General features: G+C 31.8%; 17 protein-coding genes and 2 pseudogenes. 7 read left to right on the plus strand and 12 right to left on the minus strand.

Annotation, left to right across the window (positions count from 1 at the left end; genetic code table 11):
* Window positions 1-21: 21 nt before the first annotated feature.
* A complete protein-coding gene (locus B3J26_RS00950) occupies window positions 22-768 on the minus strand; it encodes a M15 family metallopeptidase (RefSeq protein ID WP_291072733.1) in 747 nt (248 codons plus the stop codon).
* Window positions 769-837: 69 nt separating this feature from the next.
* On the opposite strand from B3J26_RS00950, the gene B3J26_RS00955 reads away from it, so the two are divergent.
* From B3J26_RS00955 to B3J26_RS00970, 4 genes and pseudogenes are all read left to right on the plus strand, one after another.
* On the plus strand, window positions 838-2,115 hold the full coding sequence (locus B3J26_RS00955) for a hemolysin family protein (RefSeq protein WP_291072735.1): 1,278 nt from the start codon (window positions 838-840) through the stop codon (window positions 2,113-2,115).
* Window positions 2,116-2,503: 388 nt separating this feature from the next.
* Window positions 2,504-3,345, plus strand: a pseudogene (locus B3J26_RS00960) (3-oxoacyl-ACP synthase III family protein).
* A gap of 339 nt (window positions 3,346-3,684) precedes the next feature.
* Window positions 3,685-4,110, plus strand: coding sequence for a cold shock domain-containing protein (locus B3J26_RS00965; RefSeq protein WP_219033988.1), 426 nt, complete (start codon window positions 3,685-3,687; stop codon window positions 4,108-4,110).
* A 19-nt stretch (window positions 4,111-4,129) separates the two neighbouring features.
* Complete coding sequence (locus B3J26_RS00970; protein ID WP_291061542.1) at window positions 4,130-4,321, plus strand: cold-shock protein; 192 nt, start codon at window positions 4,130-4,132, stop codon at window positions 4,319-4,321.
* 286 nt (window positions 4,322-4,607) lie between these two features.
* Here the strand turns inward: B3J26_RS00970 and bioA are convergent.
* The 6 genes and pseudogenes from bioA to B3J26_RS01000 all read right to left on the minus strand — a co-directional run bounded on the left by bioA (window position 4,608) and on the right by B3J26_RS01000 (window position 8,831).
* Window positions 4,608-5,560: pseudogene (gene bioA, locus B3J26_RS00975) on the minus strand (adenosylmethionine--8-amino-7-oxononanoate transaminase).
* Between the two features lie 92 nt (window positions 5,561-5,652).
* Complete coding sequence (gene bioB / locus B3J26_RS00980; RefSeq protein WP_291072738.1) at window positions 5,653-6,648, minus strand: biotin synthase BioB; 996 nt, start codon at window positions 6,646-6,648, stop codon at window positions 5,653-5,655.
* A gap of 62 nt (window positions 6,649-6,710) precedes the next feature.
* Window positions 6,711-7,130: an ATP-dependent dethiobiotin synthetase BioD gene (gene bioD, locus B3J26_RS00985; RefSeq protein ID WP_291059946.1), complete on the minus strand. Its 420-nt coding sequence runs from the start codon at window positions 7,128-7,130 to the stop codon at window positions 6,711-6,713.
* Between the two features lie 87 nt (window positions 7,131-7,217).
* Window positions 7,218-8,267: an aminotransferase class I/II-fold pyridoxal phosphate-dependent enzyme gene (locus B3J26_RS00990; RefSeq protein ID WP_291072740.1), complete on the minus strand. Its 1,050-nt coding sequence runs from the start codon at window positions 8,265-8,267 to the stop codon at window positions 7,218-7,220.
* A 42-nt stretch (window positions 8,268-8,309) separates the two neighbouring features.
* Window positions 8,310-8,441 carry a hypothetical protein gene (locus B3J26_RS00995; RefSeq protein ID WP_291072742.1) on the minus strand — a complete coding sequence of 44 codons (132 nt, stop codon included), beginning with the start codon at window positions 8,439-8,441 and terminating at the stop codon, window positions 8,310-8,312.
* Between the two features lie 114 nt (window positions 8,442-8,555).
* Window positions 8,556-8,831 carry a hypothetical protein gene (locus B3J26_RS01000; protein WP_260509649.1) on the minus strand — a complete coding sequence of 92 codons (276 nt, stop codon included), beginning with the start codon at window positions 8,829-8,831 and terminating at the stop codon, window positions 8,556-8,558.
* Between the two features lie 254 nt (window positions 8,832-9,085).
* On the opposite strand from B3J26_RS01000, the gene B3J26_RS01005 reads away from it, so the two are divergent.
* Window positions 9,086-9,481: a hypothetical protein gene (locus tag B3J26_RS01005; RefSeq protein WP_291061533.1), complete on the plus strand. Its 396-nt coding sequence runs from the start codon at window positions 9,086-9,088 to the stop codon at window positions 9,479-9,481.
* A gap of 209 nt (window positions 9,482-9,690) precedes the next feature.
* Here the strand turns inward: B3J26_RS01005 and B3J26_RS01010 are convergent, their stop codons facing one another.
* The 3 genes from B3J26_RS01010 to B3J26_RS01020 are packed head-to-tail and all read right to left on the minus strand — an operon-like array spanning window position 9,691 to window position 13,362.
* Entirely contained in the window at window positions 9,691-10,470 is a 780-nt protein-coding gene (locus B3J26_RS01010; RefSeq protein ID WP_291072744.1) for an HAD family hydrolase, read from the minus strand.
* Between the two features lie 60 nt (window positions 10,471-10,530).
* A complete protein-coding gene (gene lat, locus B3J26_RS01015; protein ID WP_291060686.1) occupies window positions 10,531-11,820 on the minus strand; it encodes an L-lysine 6-transaminase in 1,290 nt (429 codons plus the stop codon).
* Window positions 11,821-11,832: 12 nt separating this feature from the next.
* Window positions 11,833-13,362 carry an aldehyde dehydrogenase family protein gene (locus tag B3J26_RS01020; protein WP_291072746.1) on the minus strand — a complete coding sequence of 510 codons (1,530 nt, stop codon included), beginning with the start codon at window positions 13,360-13,362 and terminating at the stop codon, window positions 11,833-11,835.
* A 141-nt stretch (window positions 13,363-13,503) separates the two neighbouring features.
* On the opposite strand from B3J26_RS01020, the gene B3J26_RS01025 reads away from it, so the two are divergent.
* Window positions 13,504-14,670, plus strand: a complete 1,167-nt coding sequence (locus B3J26_RS01025; RefSeq protein WP_115000948.1) for an acyl-CoA dehydrogenase family protein — start codon at window positions 13,504-13,506, stop codon at window positions 14,668-14,670.
* Between the two features lie 73 nt (window positions 14,671-14,743).
* A complete protein-coding gene (locus tag B3J26_RS01030) occupies window positions 14,744-16,420 on the plus strand; it encodes a PNGase F N-terminal domain-containing protein (protein ID WP_219034907.1) in 1,677 nt (558 codons plus the stop codon).
* Between the two features lie 24 nt (window positions 16,421-16,444).
* Here the strand turns inward: B3J26_RS01030 and B3J26_RS01035 are convergent, their stop codons facing one another.
* On the minus strand, window positions 16,445-17,371 hold the full coding sequence (locus B3J26_RS01035; protein ID WP_219034906.1) for an alpha/beta hydrolase: 927 nt from the start codon (window positions 17,369-17,371) through the stop codon (window positions 16,445-16,447).
* Between the two features lie 188 nt (window positions 17,372-17,559).
* Complete coding sequence (locus B3J26_RS01040) at window positions 17,560-18,891, minus strand: metal-dependent hydrolase family protein (protein WP_291072748.1); 1,332 nt, start codon at window positions 18,889-18,891, stop codon at window positions 17,560-17,562.
* Window positions 18,892-19,006 lie beyond the last annotated feature (115 nt).

Below are 19,006 nucleotides of genomic sequence, written 5' to 3' on the forward strand. Positions count from 1 at the left end.
AGCTCCAAAAAGGAGCTTTAACTATTTAATAACAGGATTTATATCCAAAATATTTTCTTTTCTATATTTTTCTATGAAATCATCTGTAAAATTTTCGCTTCCTAACAATTTATTTTCTTGCAAAACTTTTTTGATATCTAGCTTTTTGTAGGCTTGTAACATCGGTTCAGAAATCGCTTTGTACGTAAAATGCCACGGCTCATATTTGAATCCTTTTCTCGCTGAATTATCCGTGTACACCAAATAAAAACCATATTTCGAAGCGTTTTCATCTAACCAAATCTTAAACTTATGCATTGATCCTCCTTCATTAAAATGTTTCTCATTCAACGGATCTGCTGGTATTCCACGCGTTCCATCTATAATATCCAAATCAGTTCCCCAATGGTGACGAGAAGTTCCTGGAATGGTAGAATATTCAATAATCTTTTCGATGTTTTCTTTCGCTGCAATTTTCTTCGCCTGATTCGCTTTATACTTGCGCTCCCAAATTCCATTTTGGTAAGTATAATTTCTATAACTCGAAATCACTTGTATTTTAAAGCCTGCTTTTTGCGCATCAGCTTTCATTAATTCAAATTGTTTTGCAACTTCTGGCAACAATTTATACCCATTCCCCACCATCGTAGGATTTCCTTTACCAATCAATTCAGCCGTTGTAAAAGTAGGTAAAATAGTATCTGTTTCTTCTGGAGTTTGATCGCTGTTACCGAAAGCACAACCAGCATTTAGCATAAAAGCAAGTAAAATTAAATAAGAAAATTTCATAATATTAAATTGAGACATTATGGTAAGTATTAGATTTTGGTTTATTTTTATCAAAATTAAAGAATAAAAGTGGAGATTGTTATAATAATCGTATTGATTTTATTGAACGGAATTTTTTCCATGTCAGAAATGGCACTTGTTTCGTCAAGAAAATTCAAATTAGAAAATCAAATGAAGAAAGGAAGTTCTGGTGCTAAAACGGCTTTAGAACTTGCTGAGAATCCGAACAAATTTTTATCAACCGTACAAATCGGAATTACCCTTATTGGTATCTTATTAGGGGTTTTCTCGGGTGATAAACTAACTGCAAATTTAACAGAATTTTTAACATCTATCGCTTTCATTGCACCTTACGCCAAAACACTTTCTCCAATTATTATGGTAGTAATCATCACTTATTTTTCGATTGTATTTGGCGAATTATTACCAAAACGTTTGGGAATGAAATTTCCTGAAATGGTTTCTACTATTGTTTCGAAACCGATGAAATGGTTATCTATCATCACTTCTCCATTCGTTTGGTTGTTAACAGTTACCAATAATTTTTTCTTAAAATTGTTTGGTATTAAAGACGATAGCAGCGAAGTTGTTTCGGAAGAAGAAATTAAAAATATCATCAAAGAAAGTACAGAAGGTGGTGAAATTCAGGAAAAAGAACACGAAATCTTAGAACGTGTTTTCGAGCTTGGAGATCGTCGTGTGAACACGTTAGCAACGCATCGTTCGGAAATTGCTTCATTAGATATTTCGGATGATTATGAGAAAGCACGTGCAAAAGTTAAGAAAAATAAATATTCAGCCTACCCTGTTACGAAGAACAATAATCTGGACGAAATCGTTGGTATCTTGAAACTAAAAGATATGTTTGGTGTAAGTAAGGAAGATTTTAGCCTGAAAAAATTTATACACAAACCTATTTTTGTCAATGAAAATTCGTTTAGTTATCAGCTGTTGGAAATGTTACAGAATTCGCAAGCACATTTCGCCATTATTTTAGACGAATATGGTACGACTGCTGGTATTGTAACAATAAATGATATTTTGGACGAATTGGTTGGTGATACACCAGAGAACCAAGACGAAGATTACGAAATCGTAGAACGTGAAGATGGTACATGGTTGATAGATGGACAATTTTCGATCTATGAATTCGAGAAGTTTTTTGAGATTGATATCGACGAAGACATCGAAAATAGATATGTTACCGTTGCTGGAATTTTCTTAGATAAATACGAAACCATTCCAAATGTCGGTGACAAAGTAGAAGTAGAAGATTTGACACTAGAAATTGTAGACAAAGACGGTAATCGTATTGATAAGATATTGGCATATCGAAAATTTAATTGAACTTTTTTAAATTAATAGGATAACATAATTTGAATTTGTTTCTTGAAATTCAGTTTTATTTGTGCAACTCATGATTTAAACAGAAAGTAAAACTATTGAACCTAATAATAAAGGTGTGATTATTTTTTTCATTGTAATAGATTTTGAGAAATAGTTTTATCAAAAATCTATCTGAATAAATTCTGAAGATTAAAAATTTATTTAAATCCATTCTCAATAAAATTGTATTAATTAATTCTCTATAAAAATTTAAATTTGTTATTTTTTATCACCTTATTTTTAATAGTACATAATTTTTACGTTAAAAAAATAAATTTATACGATTTATTAAATAAGTTTTTCGGAGATTGTAAGCAATTGTAGATTTAATGCTACAATTTATAATACTTTGACAAATCACTTTATAGGAATAGGAAAATATATTCCAACCGAAACAATTTCAAATCAATTTTTTGAAGAACATCAATTTTATAATGAACAAGGAGAAATTTTAGACCAAAATAATGCTATAATTTCGCATAAATTAAAACAAATAACAGGAATAGAAGAACGTCGATATGCTAGAAAAGATCAAGTAACATCAGACTTAGGCTATATGGCAGCTGCTAAGGCTATTACAAATGCAAATATCGACGCAGAAACTATTGATTATATTATATTCGCTCATAATTTTGGAGATGTAAAACACGATACGATTCAGTCTGATATGGTGCCAAGTCTTGCTGCAAGAGTAAAAAATTTATTGAAAATTCAGAATCCTTATTGTGTTGCTTACGATGTTATTTTTGGTTGTCCTGGCTGGGTAGAAGGTGTTATACAAGCCAATGCATTTATGAAAGCTGGATTAGCAAAAAGATGTTTGGTGATTGGTGCGGAAACGCTTTCGAGAGTTGTCGATGAACACGACCGAGAGCAATGAAAAAATGTGTTGATGATAGTACATATAACATTGACGATATCAGTAAAATAGTGATTCATCAAGCTAATGAAAAAATGGACGAAGCAATTGTAAAACGCTTTTATAGTTTATATGATCAGGATGTGCCAAAAAATATTATGCCAATGAATATTCATAAACTTGGCAATAGTAGTGTGGCAACAATTCCAATTCTTTTGAAAATGATTATGGATAATGATTTGGAAAATCACCAAATAAATGAAGGCGATGTTGTATTATTTGCATCTGTTGGTGCAGGTATGAATATCAACACATTTATTTATCAATTTTAACGATATCAATCATAATAAGATCAAATTTCTAATCACATTTAGGTTAGAACTTTTTTGTCATATCGAATTCTGTAGAAATTAATACCATTTAATTCATTAAAACTTATTACCTTTGCAACGTACTTAAGAAGATATTTTGTCTTAATAGTTTACAATTGTATTCTTTATTTTACTTTTTTTAATTCACTAATTGACCTAGTCAATATAATTTTAACTTCTGTTTTCTAAAACGTATACTTGTAAGTTTTACTTCATTATAATATAAATGTTGTTGGATAATTAATTCATGTTTTCTTAGGTTTTATGAGTATTAATAATAAAAAATCTATACAAACATTTATGGCAGATTCTACATCTAAAAAAGAAAATAGCAAAAAGAAAGCTTTAAAAAAATTAGAGAAATTAAACAAAAGAGAGAACAGAAAAGAGAATAACAACAAAGGAAAATCATTAGAAGATATGATTGTCTATGTTGATGTACTTGGTAATTTTACAGATGTACCACCTCATTTACAAGACAAAGAAGCCGATTTGCTGAATAATAAAAGATTAGAATCTGATAACAGAGATGTTTTTATTGAAGGTATGGTTGATATCTACAACGATTCAAAAGGGTTTGGTTTTATTAAAGTACCAACTTCTAACGATAAAATCTTCTTCCACTTCAAAGAATCAAAAGAATTACTTAAAGTAGGAGATCAAGTGCAGTTCAAAAAAGAAATGTCTGAAAAAGGATTCAGAGCAATTCAAATATCAAAAAAATAAATTAATTAAATATACAACTATGCAAGAAGGAACAGTAAAATTCTTCAACGAATCAAAAGGTTTTGGTTTTATCTCTAACGCAAAAGGAGGTGAAGATGTTTTTGTACATGTTTCTGGATTAATTGACAAAGTAAATGAAAATGATCAAGTTACTTTTGATATTGAAAAAGGAAAAAAAGGTCTTATGGCTGTTAATGTAAAAAGAAAATAATTGAACATATAATTATTTCTTATAAACCAAAAAGTCCTTATGTAAACAAGGACTTTTCTATTTATAAGAAATTCTAAACCAATTCGACTAAAGCTTGACGAATCGTATCATAAATATAATTTAGATCATCAGTCGAAATACAATAAGGAGGAACTAAATAGATGATATTTCCTAATGGACGCAATAATACAACTTTCTCTAAAAAGAAAGAATACAGCTTTTCTTACATATCACTAAAATAAGATATTTGTTCGTCTTTATTCCATTCCAACGCCAACATAGTTCCTCATTGTCTTATCACTTTTACTTTAGGATGATCTTGAATAGACGTAACAAAATGTTGATGTTGATGTACAATATTTGCTATTTGCTGTTGTGTAGAAGTCTGTAATAACAAATCAAGACTTGCTAACGCAGCGGTACACGCTAATGGACTTGCGGTAAAAGAATGCCCGTGAAATAACGTCTTATTCAAATCATCTGCATAAAAGGCTTGGTAAATTTCGTCTGTACAAGTTGTAACGCCCAAAGGCAAAGTACCACCTGTTAAACCTTTCGAAAAACACATAATATCTGGAACTTCTGTCAAATGATTTGCTGTAAATAATTTACCTGTACGACCAAATCCTACAAAAATCTCGTCTTGAATCATTAAAATATGATGTGTTCTACAACACCTCATCAATTGATCTAAGTATTCAGCCTCATGCATCAACATCCCCGAAGCTCCTTGAACCAAAGGTTCGTAAATAAAACACGCCACTTTAGGTGCAACTTCTTTTATTTGTGCTTTAATTGCTTCTATATTTTCTGCATTCGGCGTATCAATAAATATCACATCAAAAAGCTTTTCACTAAAAGGTTCTGTCCAAATTCCTCTTCCACTCACCGACATCGCGCCAAAAGTATCGCCATGATAAGCATTTTTGAACGCTAAAATCACAGGTCTATCTTCTTTTTTATTGAAATGATATTGTAAACACATTTTTAGTGCTACCTCAATCGCTGTTGATCCATTGTCGCTATAAAATGCTTTCTTTTGATTTTGAGATAAAAGAGCCAACAAACGTTCAGACAATTCAATTGCAGGTCGATGCGTAAATCTGCAAAAATAACATGTTCCAAAGTTGTTAGCTGTTCGTGCATTTTTTGTGCAATATACGGATGCGCATGTCCATGCAGCGTTACCCACCACGATGAAACCTCATTAATATATTGTTTGTTATTTTCATCGTAAATTTAACTTCCTTCTCCTCTTACAATTGCAATAATATTATTGGCTTTTTTCATCTGCGTATAAGGATGCCAATTCACCAACTGATCGCGTTCTTTTAATGTGTACATGTCTGAGTTGTTTCTTGTTTAACCATTGGTACTAAACCTAAATTTTCAAACATTTTCATATCCTCTGTTACCCCAGGATTAGGCGTCACCAATAAAGTTTCACGCTCTCCTGTAAAAATCGAATTCGCTCCAGCCATAAAACACCAAGCTTGTTCAACTTCCGTCATTTCTATTCGACCAGCACTTAACCGAACAACCGAAGAAGGCATCACAATACGAGCTGTAGCAATCATACGAACCATATCCCAAATATCTACTTTCGGATTATTTTCTAAAGGTGTTCCTTTTACTCTTGCTAAAGCATTTACAGGTAAAGATTCTGGCTGTTTTAGCATTGTTGTCAAAGTTAATAGCATAGAAATTCGATCTTGATGCGTTTCTCCTAAGCCAATAATTCCACCCGAACAAACTGTAATCCCAGCCTTTCGCACATTTTGTATCGTATTGACTCGATTATCAAATTTACGTGTAGAAATAATCTCATCATAATAAGCTTCGGAAGTATCTAAATTATGATTATAAGCGTGTAAACCTGCTTCTTGCAAACGAATTGCCTGCTCTTCTGTCAACATTCCTAATGTACAACACACTTCTAATCCCAACTCATTTACACCTTTCACCATTTCGATTATTCGATCAAAATCTCGATTATTTCGTACTTCTCTCCAAGCAGCTGCCATGCAAAAACGTGATGAGCCAGCTTCTTTTGCTTTCTTTGCATGTGCTAATACTGTTGCTGTTGGTAACAAAGCTTCTACTTTAATATCGGTATGGTAGCGCGCTGCTTGTCCGCAATATGAGCAATCCTCGGGACAACCACCTGTTTTTACAGATAACAAGGTGCATACTTGTACTTCTCTTGCGTTGTGCCATTCTCGATGTGTTTTGGATGCATGATATACTAAATCTAATAATGGTTGATGATAGATTTTTTCGATTTCTTCTTTCGTCCAATCATGGCGTGTTTCGTTTGATACTTTCATTGTATTTAAATATTAAATTGATACTTAATTGTTTTTTGCTATATTTCTCACTTCGCTTGAGTTTATTGAATTGAGTTTTGGTATAATGATGATAGAAATATCCGGACTACTGGGAGATTAAACTGCTGAATAAGATCAATCATAAAATCTTCTTCATTAATAGGAACAAATAATCCGCCTGCTCCTTCAACAATAAGAGAATTGGTTGTTTTGGGAAGTTCAAAATCATTTAGATTGATTTCAATATCTTCTTCTTTTGCAGATTGATGTAGCGAAGCGGCTTTTTGCAAACAATAACGTTCTTGATGAATTTTCAGTTCTAGAGAAGTTAACGATTTTGCCAACAAACTATCTGATGAATCTAAATCTCCCAATTGTATTGGTTTGCAATAATCAGCTTGTAAAACTTCAGTTAAAATTGCTGAAACAATCGTTTTCCCAGCTCCTGTCCCAATTCCTGTAACAAATAATTGTTTAGACATTTTCTTTTATCTTTTCCATTAATTGATTAATTTCTTCTTGTGTGTTAAAAGCATGCAAACAGATTCTTAAGCGCTCTTCTCCTTCTCCTACTGTAGGTTGAAAACCGCAAAAGTGTTTATTTCCACCAACTCCAATTGATTTTTGATTTTGGTTAATTGGTTTGTAGACTCAAACTTTAGAATTTGAATTGGACTATTTTTATTCGAAGAACTCGTGAAGCCACTATTTCTAAAATGTGATATATTATATTTTAAACTCTCTTGAAGCGATTTATTTTCTTTGATAAACTGATAACCTTTACGTAAACCTGTCACATGAAAATCAGCAATAGCTGTGGTGTAAATAAAAGTTGAAGCATAATTAATGAGATAATCAATCACTAACTTATTAGCTAAAATCTCGGCACTGCTCATTCCCATCGCTTTTCCATAAGTTACAACTGTTGCAAATACTTTGCATTGTAAACCCAATTGATGACCCAATCCATAACCCAAAACACCAAAATCATGAGCTTCATCTACCACTAATGCAGCATTGTATTTATTGGATAATTCAACCAGTTCATTTAATGGAGCATAATCTCCATCCATCGAATACAAACTTTCTACCGCGATAAAACAATGCTCTTCTACTCTTTGCAATAGTTTCTCTAAATAATCTAAATCGTTATGTTTAAACTTTAACTTTTTTGCGTTGGATAATTTAATCCCATCATGCATTGATGGATGTATATTTTCATCAACTAAAGCAATATCATGTTGAGTTAAAAGCGCAGAGAAAAGTGCCAAATTAGCATTATATCCAGATGAAAAAAGTGTTGCAGCTTCTACTTTATGTTCTTTCACAATCATCTCTTCCGTTTCACTTAGATAATCAGAATTCCCACTAATCAAACGTGCTCCAGTAGAACCATAAAGTAAAGATGGTTGCACTATAAACTCATTTAAAATCTGCTGATGTAAGATTTCATTTTTAGCTAATTCCAAATAATCATTACTATAAAAATCAATTCCAGAAGAACGAACTTTTAATTCCTTTTTGTTCCTTTTTGTTCTTTTTCGAATAGAGATAGTTGCAATGGAATAAAAAATTTCGATATTATTCAGTTCATTTTCAATTGCAGAAATCCAATTCATAAATAACACTTCTTCTAGTTGTATCACTTGATTTAAATAGATTTACCATTCAGTATGAAATTTTTTTAATTGTGAAATCATTTCTTCAAGATGACCTTCTTCTTCGACAATAATAGATTTCACCATCACTTTTTGTTGATGCACCGTCAAAATATCTTGATATATTAGATCCAACTCATCGGCCCTCACTTCTATAGCATAAGTCACAAACAAATAGGTTGCGTATTTTAAATCTACTCCATCAAAATTAAATTCTTTCTTCTACAAACGACAAACCTGAATATCTAATTAATGTAAATAATAAATTGTTTCTTTTGGTGCTAAAACATAAATAGGCTCATAATTGACACAATTATCTGGAATTAATTTTTTAATTTGCTTTTTCAAATAATAAGCATGACGATGTTCCTCTGCTGCATGTTTCAATTGGATAAGATTCACAAAAGTTTTGTGTTCACATGCCGAAATTTTTCGTGCTCCTGCATTTTCCATATACGAAAGTGTATTAAGCCACTTTACATGTAATTTTGGTTCTAAAACAATATGATTTAATAATTTTTTCAATTGATTTTATTTTTGACCAAAATTATAAGTCAAACGGATCACATATATACTCCACTTTTATAATAAATGATAGTCCGGATATATTAAACCTATTTTGAATCTCTGAAAAAGGTTGTAGAATCATCACTATAAAGAAGTTGAGTAATAAAAACTATTATTACAGAAAAATTCATTATTCATGTATTAATTCTATCTTTTACGATTAGACTTTTCTAAATAGCTACATTAATCTTATTTTTACAAAAACTTTTAAATTGAGTACTCGAGAAAATTGGATAAGTTGCAAGAATTGTAATGGACTTGGAAAAAAAAGTCAAGGAGTTTCGAAAAGAAAACTATCACGTTATGAATCAGCTGTTGCTCAATCTAAAAAGAATGAAAATTTTATTACTCCAAATAAACCAAAAAGTTCAATGCAGATCTGTACTATTTGCTCAGGAACTGGTTTGATTACTACAAATGAACGCCCATTATCTAACGAAAAAAAATATCCTCATGTTGCAATTGTCGGAGCTGGAATTGGTGGAATTGCATTTGCATTAGCGTGTTTACATCGTCAAATTCCTTTTACTCTTTTTGAGCTTACTCTCTTTCAAACTCCTTTATTTTTTCTTCATCATGCTTTATATCATATTTATAATCGACAATAAACTTTTCTTGCCCAAAACCAAAATTCGAAAAAAGTAAAAATCCAGCTAATAATAATTGTTTCATTATATTGTAAATTTTTAATTATTACTCTAAAATAATTTTTATTTTTTAATTCTACAATAATAGAATACATAATTAACACAACATTGTGAAAAGAAAAAAAATTCAACCTAAGTTGTTTTTTTTCTATATAAATTAAAATAAGTTTCTAAATTATCTCAAACTGTTTCAGCGCATTCCATATTCCGTGATTATCTGCAGAAGTTGTATAATAATCAGCCGCTTCACGAACATTCTCTTTCGCATCGCCCATTGCTACGCCTATTTTACAACCTTTCAACATACTAATATCGTTACCACCATCACCAAAAGCCATTGTTTTAGTTAAATCTAAATTATCGCGTTCAGCCATTCGCTCTATTCCACGCATTTTACTAATATTTTTCGGATTTATATCAGCAAAATATTCTATCCAACGTGTTCCTACACTGTTTGTCAACACATTTTTCATCAAATAATCTTCTTGTTCTTCGTTCACAAAAAAATTCATTTGCATAATATTATCTTTCGGCAAAGTTCGAGGATCAACTACTTCTGGAAGTTCCATTCCAAAATAAGCAAACGATTTTTCTACATTCTCATTCACACGATTGATACTAAACGCTTCTTTCGTCATATACGAAAATGAGAAAGGATTTTCATCATCGTATTGCAACAAAGCCTCTATATCATTAGGATTGATGTAATCTACAAAAAATGATTGACGGTTTTCGTCGGAGCACATTCCTCCATTATTATTGATGTAACCATCAAAACCATAATCAAAAATATGCTTAGGCATATCCGCCATATTTCGTCCTGTTGCGATGTATATTTTTTTGTTTTTTTGTTTCAATAATTTCAACGCTTCAATTGTCGAATCACTGATTTCGTGGTTTTCAAAACCTTGTAATGTTCCGTCAAAATCGAAGAAAAAAGAATCTATCATACTTTAGTTTTATCTTTTACAAAATTAAAAAAGCAACCTTTGCTTGGTTGCTTTTGCTGTTTATTTTAACGCTAATTTAATAATTTCTATTGCTTTATTGGTATCTTCTTCAGAAATATTGAGATGAGGGCGCATTCGCACAGAGTTTTCACCACAAGGAAGAATAATCATGTGATTTTCGAAACATGTTTTGATGAACTCTGAACGATCCAAATCTGATGAAAAATCAAACGCAATGAACAATCCTAATCCACGAACCGAATGAATTTTCTTCGTCTCTTTTGCTATTTCATTCAATTTTGATAAAATATATTTACCTTTTTCTGCCGCATTTTCTACTAATTTTTCTTGTTCGATCACTTCTAAAATTAATTTGAAACGCAACATATCGATATAATTTCCACCAAAAGTCGAATTAATACGGCTTGATTCCTTGAAAACATTATTCGGAATTTGATCTAACTTTTCTTTATTCGCTAAAATTCCACAAACTTGTGTTTTCTTTCCAAACGAAATCACATCAGGAATCACATCATAATGCTGAAAAGCCCACATTTTACCAGTCATTCCCATTCCTGTTTGTACCTCATCAAAAATCAATAAAATCTCTTCTCTATCACAAATTTCTCTCAATTTCTGAAAGAATTCTTTTCGAAAATAATTATCTCCTCCTTCACCTTGAATCGGCTCAATAATAATACAAGCAACTTTATTTTTGCGTGTTTCTAAAGCATTTTCAATTTGTTCAATCGCACGTTTTTCAGCCTCAACAACCTTGCATAAATTATCTTCTGTAACAGGATAAATTCGTTTTGGATTTTCAATTCTTGGCCAATCAAACTTTGGAAAATATTCGTATTTACGAGGATCTTTCGTATTCGTTAGCGATAATGTATAACCAGAACGCCCATGAAAAGCTTGTTTAAAATGAATAACATCACTTGCTTCTTTCTCAATTCCTCTCGAAAAGTTTAATCTTGTTTTCCAATCAAAAGCCGTTTTCAATGCATTTTCTACTGCCAATGTTCCACCAGAAATAAAAAATAAATATTGCAATTCTTTCGGCATCGCTACACGCTCAAATGTATCAATTAAATCGGCGTAATCTTTTGTATAAATGTCTGACATCGCAGGTTTATTGACTGCATTTCGACCTAAAAAATCTATTTTCGCCATCAAATGTGGATGATTATAACCAATCGCAGTCGAAGCAAACATTGAAAATAAATCCAAATATTCAATGCCATTTTCGTCTACAACATAGGATCCATGCGACTTATCCATATCCATTACAATCGGATATCCATCTGCCAATATATGTTTTGCTAATCTTTCGTGTACTGTACTCATCTCTGTAAATTTTTAAAAATCAAACTTAATTCCTTGCGCCAATGGCACTTCTGTCGAATAATTAATTGTATTCGTTTGTCGTCGCATATACGCTTTCCAAGCATCCGAACCTGACTCACGCCCACCTCCAGTTTCCTTTTCTCCACCGAAAGCGCCGCCAATTTCAGCTCCAGAAGTTCCGATATTTACATTTGCAATTCCACAATCAGAGCCTTGCTGACTCAAGAATAATTCAGCTTCACGAAGATTATTTGTCATAATAGAAGACGATAAACCTTGTGCCACATTATTCTGAATTTCAATTGCATTTAACACATCTCCAAAATATTTGATTAAATATAAAATTGGAGCAAAAGTTTCATGTTGAACAATATCAAAATGATTCTCAACCTCAGCAATAACAGGCTTTACATAGCAACCGCTTTCAAAACCATTTCCTTCTAAAATTCCTCCTTCAACGATAATCTTTCCTCCTTCTTCATTAATTTTTTCTAATGCTTTTGAATACATTTCAACCGCATGTTTATCAATCAATGGACCAACATGATTTGCTGTATCCAACGGATTACCTATTTTTATTTGTTTGTAAGCATTTACCAACGATTCTTTTACTTTATCATAAATCGACTCGTGAACAATCAAACGTCTTGTTGTTGTACAACGCTGTCCAGCCGTACCAACTGCCCCAAAAACAGCCGAAGTTAGCATAACTTTTAAATCAGCATCTGGCGTAACAATAATCGCATTATTTCCACCTAATTCTAAAATTGTTTTACCCAAACGAGCAGCAACAACTTTATTCACTTCAATTCCCATTCGCGTAGAACCTGTTGCAGAAACCAAAGCCACACGAGCATCTTGCGCAATTAATTCACCGATTGTTTTATCGCCCATTACCAAAGAAGAAACGCCTTCTGAAATATTATTTGCTTTTAAAACTTCTGCTAAAATATGTTGACACGCAACCGCACACAAAGGTGTTTTTTCACTTGGTTTCCAAACTACAACATCACCGCAAACCATCGCTAAACATGTATTCCAAGACCAAACTGCAACTGGAAAATTGAACGCAGAAATCACGCCTACAATTCCAAGCGGATGATATTGATCGTACATGCGATGCAAAGGTCTTTCCGAATGTATTGTCGAACCATATAATTGACGCGATAATCCAACTGCAAAATCACAGATGTCAATCATTTCTTGCACTTCACCCAAACCTTCTTGATAGGATTTTCCCATTTCGTACGAAACCAATTTTCCCAAGGAAGCTTTTTTCTCACGAAGTTTATCTCCAAATTGACGCACAATTTCTCCACGTTTCGGAGCAGGAACCATTCGCCATTCTTTGAAAGCAACTTGTGCCTCTTTTATCACTTCTTCATAATCATCTTTTGTTGATGATTTTACTTTTCCAATCAATTTTCCATCTACTGGCGAGTAAGAAGAAAGCTCTTCACCTTTTCCAAACCAAGTATTTCCTGTTGATGTTCCAAGATTTTCGGAAGAAATACCTAATTCTTTTAATTCGTTTTCTATCATTTTTTTGTGTTATTTTGTGTTTTTAACTTTTACCTAAATTAGTCAAAAGTTTCATAAATTAAAATTTTTAATAAATATTATTCAGAATAATTTTTAATTTAATGAATAATCGTTAGATTTAATAAAATAAAACCGCATAAAATGAATTCAACTACAGATTATTTTAAGATTGATGATTTATTAACCGAAGAACATAAATTAATTCGTCAATCTGTTCGAGATTTTGTGGATAACGAAATAAAACCTGTGATAGATGATGCCGCGCAACATCATAAAGATATTCCAGATTTAATGAAAAAATTAGGTGCAATTGGTGCTTTAGGACCTTATATTCCTGAAGAATATGGAGGTGCAGGCTTGGATCAAATGTCGTACGGATTAATCATGCAAGAATTAGAACGCGGCGATTCGGCTGTTCGTTCTGCTGCATCAGTACAATCTTCGTTAGTGATGTATCCAATTTTTTCTTTTGGATCAGAAGAACAAAAACGCAAATATTTACCAAAATTAGCTTCAGGAGAATTCGTTGGAAGTTTTGGATTAACTGAACCAAATCATGGTTCAAATCCAGGCGGAATGGAAACTCGTTTAACAAAAAATGGTGATCATTATATCTTAAATGGAGCAAAAATGTGGATTACAAATTCACCAATTTGTGATATTGCAGTTGTTTGGGCAAGAGATGAAGAAGGAAAAATTCGTGGTGTAATTGTAGAACGCGGTATGCAAGGTTTTACAACACCAGAAACTTTGAATAAATGGTCATTAAGAGCTTCAAAAACAGGTGAATTAGTTTTCGAAAATGTGAAGATTGAAGAATCTCAAATTTTACCAGAAGTGAGTAGTTTACGCGGACCATTATCTTGTTTAAATTCTGCTAGATACGGAATTTCTTGGGGTGTAATTGGTGCTGCAATTGATTGTTACGAATCAGCTTTAAAATATTCATTAGAACGAACACAATTTGGAAAACCGATTGCTTCTTATCAATTACAGCAGAAAAAATTAGCTGAATTTATTACAGAAATAACGAAAGCTCAGTTGTTATGTTGGCGATTAGGAACACTGAAAAACGAAAATAAAGCAACGCCTGAACAAATATCAATGGCAAAACGAAATAATGTAAAAATGGCTATCGATATTGCGAGAGAGTCACGACAAATCATTGGTGCAATGGGAATTGTAGGCGATTTCCCTATGATGCGACATGCTGCAAATCTTGAGTCTGTAATCACTTACGAAGGAACACATGATGTCCATTTACTAATAACTGGCGCAGATGTGACAGGAATTAATGCTTTTGTGTAAGATATTTTTCCATACAATCAGATAATTTTATAGGTTTACAATTCGTTTGTAAACCTTTTTTATTTTATCACACATGAAATTGAAATCAATTCTACTTATTATTTTTTGTATTCAGGCTATTATTCTTGATGCGCAGGAAACCTACAAAATTACGTATGAACGCTTTTCGAATGGAAAAAAAGTCGAAGAAAATAACCCCATACAAGTTATTGCTAATACAAAAGAAACAGTTATTGGAAAGCAACAAAGTTTTAGTTATTCATCAAATTATCCTGATGAAATGTTTTATTATACCAAAACAAATCCATCAATTATTTCCTTGATTACACAATTTGATCCGACTAATTCTATCATTACAAATGATTCGGTTGCGTTTAATAAATCTGTTTTCACAATTTCTAAAGAAACGAAACGAATTTTAGGTTTACGTTGTAAAAAGGCGACGACAAATATCAATTCGAATACAATAGACGTTTGGTTTGTTGACAATATGGATTTGAATGCCTCACCAACAATGGTTGGAATGAATTTGGGGTTTGTTTTAGAACTTACTCGAAATAATAATTCAACCATTCGAGCTTCAAAAATAGAACGTGAAAAAGATTTGATTCCAAGTCAATTTATTCAAAAAGAATTGCATCAAAATCGAGTTGATTTATTGACATATAAAGATATTATTTGGAAAAGTAAATTTGTCGATATTCCGCTTTTATCACATCAACAAGTTAATTTTAGTAAAGATTTTTCGTCAAATGATTCAATTTATCGCTTTGCAAATGGAACTGTTGTAATTCGAAAAATTAAAATTCCTCAAATTAAAGTAGGAAGCCAAGTTTTCTTAAATGTTTCGCAACAATCAAATGGTGATGCTTACGATAGAACAGGTTCTGTATTTTTGATTCCACGTGATTCTAAAATTACATTTATGGATGGTTTACAAAAAGGAATCAATCAATTACCAATTTATACATCAGCAAATAATAAAAAATATCAAGGTTATTTTTTAACTGAAAATTATTCACCAACGATAGAATTAATGCGATTTTTCACACCTTTTGGAATCAAAAAATTCAATCATATTCAATTAAAAAATCAAACTTGGGAAACCGAAGCAAAATATCGTCAAGAAATCACAGAATTCCAAGGTTTATTATCTAATCAAGAGGTTTTAATCGGTTTCTTTATTGGAAATTATGATCAAGGCGGACATATTATTTCTGCCAATATTTCTGTTCATCCATCAGGTTCTACAACAATGCCAATTAAAAAGGCTTTACCAATTTTCAACACTGCAAATGTGATGGAAATGGCTGGACAAGAATACCCTACTTTATTCGAAAATCCGAATGGTTTTACGGTAGAATTCACGCTGAAAGAAGATTACAACAATGCTAAATTAAGATTTACAACAACTGGACATGGCGGTTGGGAAAATGGAGATGAGTTTGTTCCAAAAGAAAATAGTATTTTTCTTGATGGACAAAAAGTATTTAATATAGTTCCTTGGAGACAAGATTGTGGTTCGTATCGCGCTTATAATCCTGCTTCTGGTAATTTTGATAATGGTTTATCATCATCAGATTATAGCCGTTCTAATTGGTGTCCTGGAACAATCACAAATCCATACTTCATAGATTTAGGCAATTTAAAAGCCGGAAAACATAGTATACAAGTAAAAATACCGCAAGGAAAACCTGAAGGAAATAGTTTCAGTTATTGGAATGTTTCTGGTGTTCTTTTAGGAGAATAGTTTTTTTTAGAGCAAAAAGATTTATTAAACGTCTTTTTGCTCTATTTTTTTATGATTTATCAAAACCGTTAACCAATCTACAATATCTTGATAAACTTGCTCTTTAATAGATTCATTCAATATTTCATGTCTCAAGTTTGGATATAATTTTATTGAAACTTTTTCAAAACCATTTTGCTCTAAATCTTTATACGATTGCAAAACTCCTTTACCAAAATCACCAATTGGATCATCTGCTCCACTCACAAAATAAATAGGTAAAGATTGCGGTATAGCTTTTGTCCAATTCTTTTTTGTTGCTTGTATATTTAAATTAATCAAAGTATAAAAACCATTAACAGTAAAAGGTATTCCGCAAAGAGGATCTTTCAGAAAATTTAAACGATTTAACTCATCTAAACTAAGCCAATTAGTTTCATAAAAATTTTCTTCATTTTTAAAATATTTATTATTTGATTTTAAAAAAATAATATTAAGTAATTTACTTCTTTTATGAGGAATCAATTTATTTAGAAGACTTAAAAAACTACTCAATAATTTAATTCCAGGAATTCTACCTCCTGTTCCCATAATTATAGCACCATCAAAATGATTTCCATATTCTTGAAGTAGGCAACGTGTTATAAACGATCCCATTGAATGCCCCAAAATAAAATGTGGTAATAAAGGATATTGATCTTCTAACCATTTTACCATAATTTTAGTATTTTCAATCAGTTTTTCTGTTGGACTATCTAAACTAAAAAAACTATAATCTTCTTCTATTTTCGCTGTTTTTCCATGTCCTAAATGATCATATAACAAAACTAGAATTCCTTTGTCCGTCAAATACTTTGCAAAATTCTCATATCGCCCACTATGTTCTTGCATACCATGGACAATTATCAGTGTTGCTTTAATCTCATCTTCTGGAAGAATTACTCTATAATAAATATTTTCTAGTATTGACATTTTTATTAAGATTTAATTATTAATTTACAGTTTTACTCATTCAAAATCAATATTTTTTATAAATAAACCATTGACTTTTTCAACAAATTTCAAGCTAATAAATAAGATCTAAAATTTCTAATTTTTACAACTAAAAAAACGAGGTAAAATAAAAATTAACCTCGTTTTTTTTATGATGTACGATAATTTTACTTTTTCGTTTTAATTGTATTCTTATAGATCTGTCCATCTTTAATAATCACTAAAAAATTTTTATCAGGATTAGCAATTAATGATAAATCTTTCAACGGATTTCCATCAACCAAAATCAAATCGGCTAAAGCTTGTTCTTCAACAACGCCTAATTTCCCTGGATATGGACTTCTTAAACCAGATAATTGCAACAATTCTCCATTATCTTGCGTAACCATCTTTAAAATTTCGGCATTTGTAAACCATTTTTGAAGACGTAATATGTAACTATTTTGATCATCATTCAACTCAGGTTCAAACAAGAAATCCGTTCCCCATGCAAGCTTCACACCAAGTTTTTTTGCTAAAGGCCAAACTTTATCTTGACCATCCAAAACTGGTTTACGTTTTTCTTTTCGCTGCTCGTCCATGTTTTCATTATTATCCATCAAATTTTGAAGGCTTAACCAAACACCTTTTTTAGCAAGAATTTTCAAAGTTTCTTCATCTAACATTTGACCATGCTCAATTGACTTCACTCCTGCTTCCACAGCGCGTTGCACAGCTCTCGGCGTATAGGCATGTACCATTACATACGTTCCCCAATCTTCAGCAGCATCAACAGCCGCTTTCATTTCGTCAAAAGTATATTGCGTAACATCAATCGGATCATAAGCAGAAGACGTTCCACCACCTGCCATCAATTTGATTTGACTCGCACCAAAGCGTAAATTTTCTCTTGTTGCTGTCAAAACTTCATATCTTCCATCAGCAATAAAAGTAGCTCCTAATTCCTCTGCACGAGATGCTTTTCCAAAAAAACGACGCGAACGTTCATCAGGAGTTCTAAAATCTCCGTGACCAGCCGTTTGACTAATCGTTGCTCCTGAAGGCCAAATTCTAGGTCCTGCAACTTTACCTTTATCAATGGCTAGTTTCAAAGGAAAAATTGGTCCTCCAGCATCACGAACACTCGTAAAACCTCGCATCAACATTTTGTGGGAAGCTTCGCCAACTTTATTCATTAACATTTCTTCTGACATATCTGGCGACATCATTTGCGCCATCGTCAATGAACCAAATACCATGTGTACATGAACATCGATTAAACCTGGCATCAACGTTTTTCCTCCTCCATTAATTTTTACAACATCTTGATTAGGTGAAGAAATTTTTGCAGAACTAATTTTTTCAATTTTTTGACCAGAAACCAAAACATTCATCGGTGATGTTAATGCTTGAGTTTGATGATCTAAAATTCTAACATTTTCAATCAGAATCTGCTTTGTTTGAGCAAAAGTAAAAGTGGTAGCGAGAAAAAAAAGTGCTATTATCGACTTTATTTTCATAATTTATTGTTTAATTGCCCTAAAGATACGTTGAATGCGCGTAATTTGAGGATAAAGTTTAGATTAAAAATTTATTCATTAATTAAATGAAAACAATCCTTTTCTAAATCTATTC

The sequence above is a fragment of the Empedobacter sp. UBA5987 genome (genome assembly GCF_002429865.1).
Classification (GTDB): domain Bacteria; phylum Bacteroidota; class Bacteroidia; order Flavobacteriales; family Weeksellaceae; genus Empedobacter; species Empedobacter falsenii_B.

Excerpts from the sequence above, each read along its gene's own strand:
- B3J26_RS01010 (WP_291072744.1), bottom strand. The coding sequence starts at position 10,470 with ATGATAGATTCTTTTTTCTTCGATTTTGACGGAACATTACAAGGTTTT.
- B3J26_RS01025 (WP_115000948.1), top strand. The coding sequence starts at position 13,504 with ATGAATTCAACTACAGATTATTTTAAGATTGATGATTTATTAACCGAA.
- B3J26_RS00965 (WP_219033988.1), top strand. The coding sequence starts at position 3,685 with ATGGCAGATTCTACATCTAAAAAAGAAAATAGCAAAAAGAAAGCTTTA.
- B3J26_RS01020 (WP_291072746.1), bottom strand. The coding sequence starts at position 13,362 with ATGATAGAAAACGAATTAAAAGAATTAGGTATTTCTTCCGAAAATCTT.
- bioD (WP_291059946.1), bottom strand. The coding sequence starts at position 7,130 with ATGTCTAAACAATTATTTGTTACAGGAATTGGGACAGGAGCTGGGAAA.
- B3J26_RS01035 (WP_219034906.1), bottom strand. The coding sequence starts at position 17,371 with ATGTCAATACTAGAAAATATTTATTATAGAGTAATTCTTCCAGAAGAT.
- B3J26_RS00950 (WP_291072733.1), bottom strand. The coding sequence starts at position 768 with ATGAAATTTTCTTATTTAATTTTACTTGCTTTTATGCTAAATGCTGGT.
- B3J26_RS01030 (WP_219034907.1), top strand. The coding sequence starts at position 14,744 with ATGAAATTGAAATCAATTCTACTTATTATTTTTTGTATTCAGGCTATT.
- B3J26_RS00990 (WP_291072740.1), bottom strand. The coding sequence starts at position 8,267 with ATGAATTGGATTTCTGCAATTGAAAATGAACTGAATAATATCGAAATT.
- bioB (WP_291072738.1), bottom strand. The coding sequence starts at position 6,648 with ATGAAAGTATCAAACGAAACACGCCATGATTGGACGAAAGAAGAAATC.
- B3J26_RS00970 (WP_291061542.1), top strand. The coding sequence starts at position 4,130 with ATGCAAGAAGGAACAGTAAAATTCTTCAACGAATCAAAAGGTTTTGGT.
- B3J26_RS01040 (WP_291072748.1), bottom strand. The coding sequence starts at position 18,891 with ATGAAAATAAAGTCGATAATAGCACTTTTTTTTCTCGCTACCACTTTT.
- lat (WP_291060686.1), bottom strand. The coding sequence starts at position 11,820 with ATGAGTACAGTACACGAAAGATTAGCAAAACATATATTGGCAGATGGA.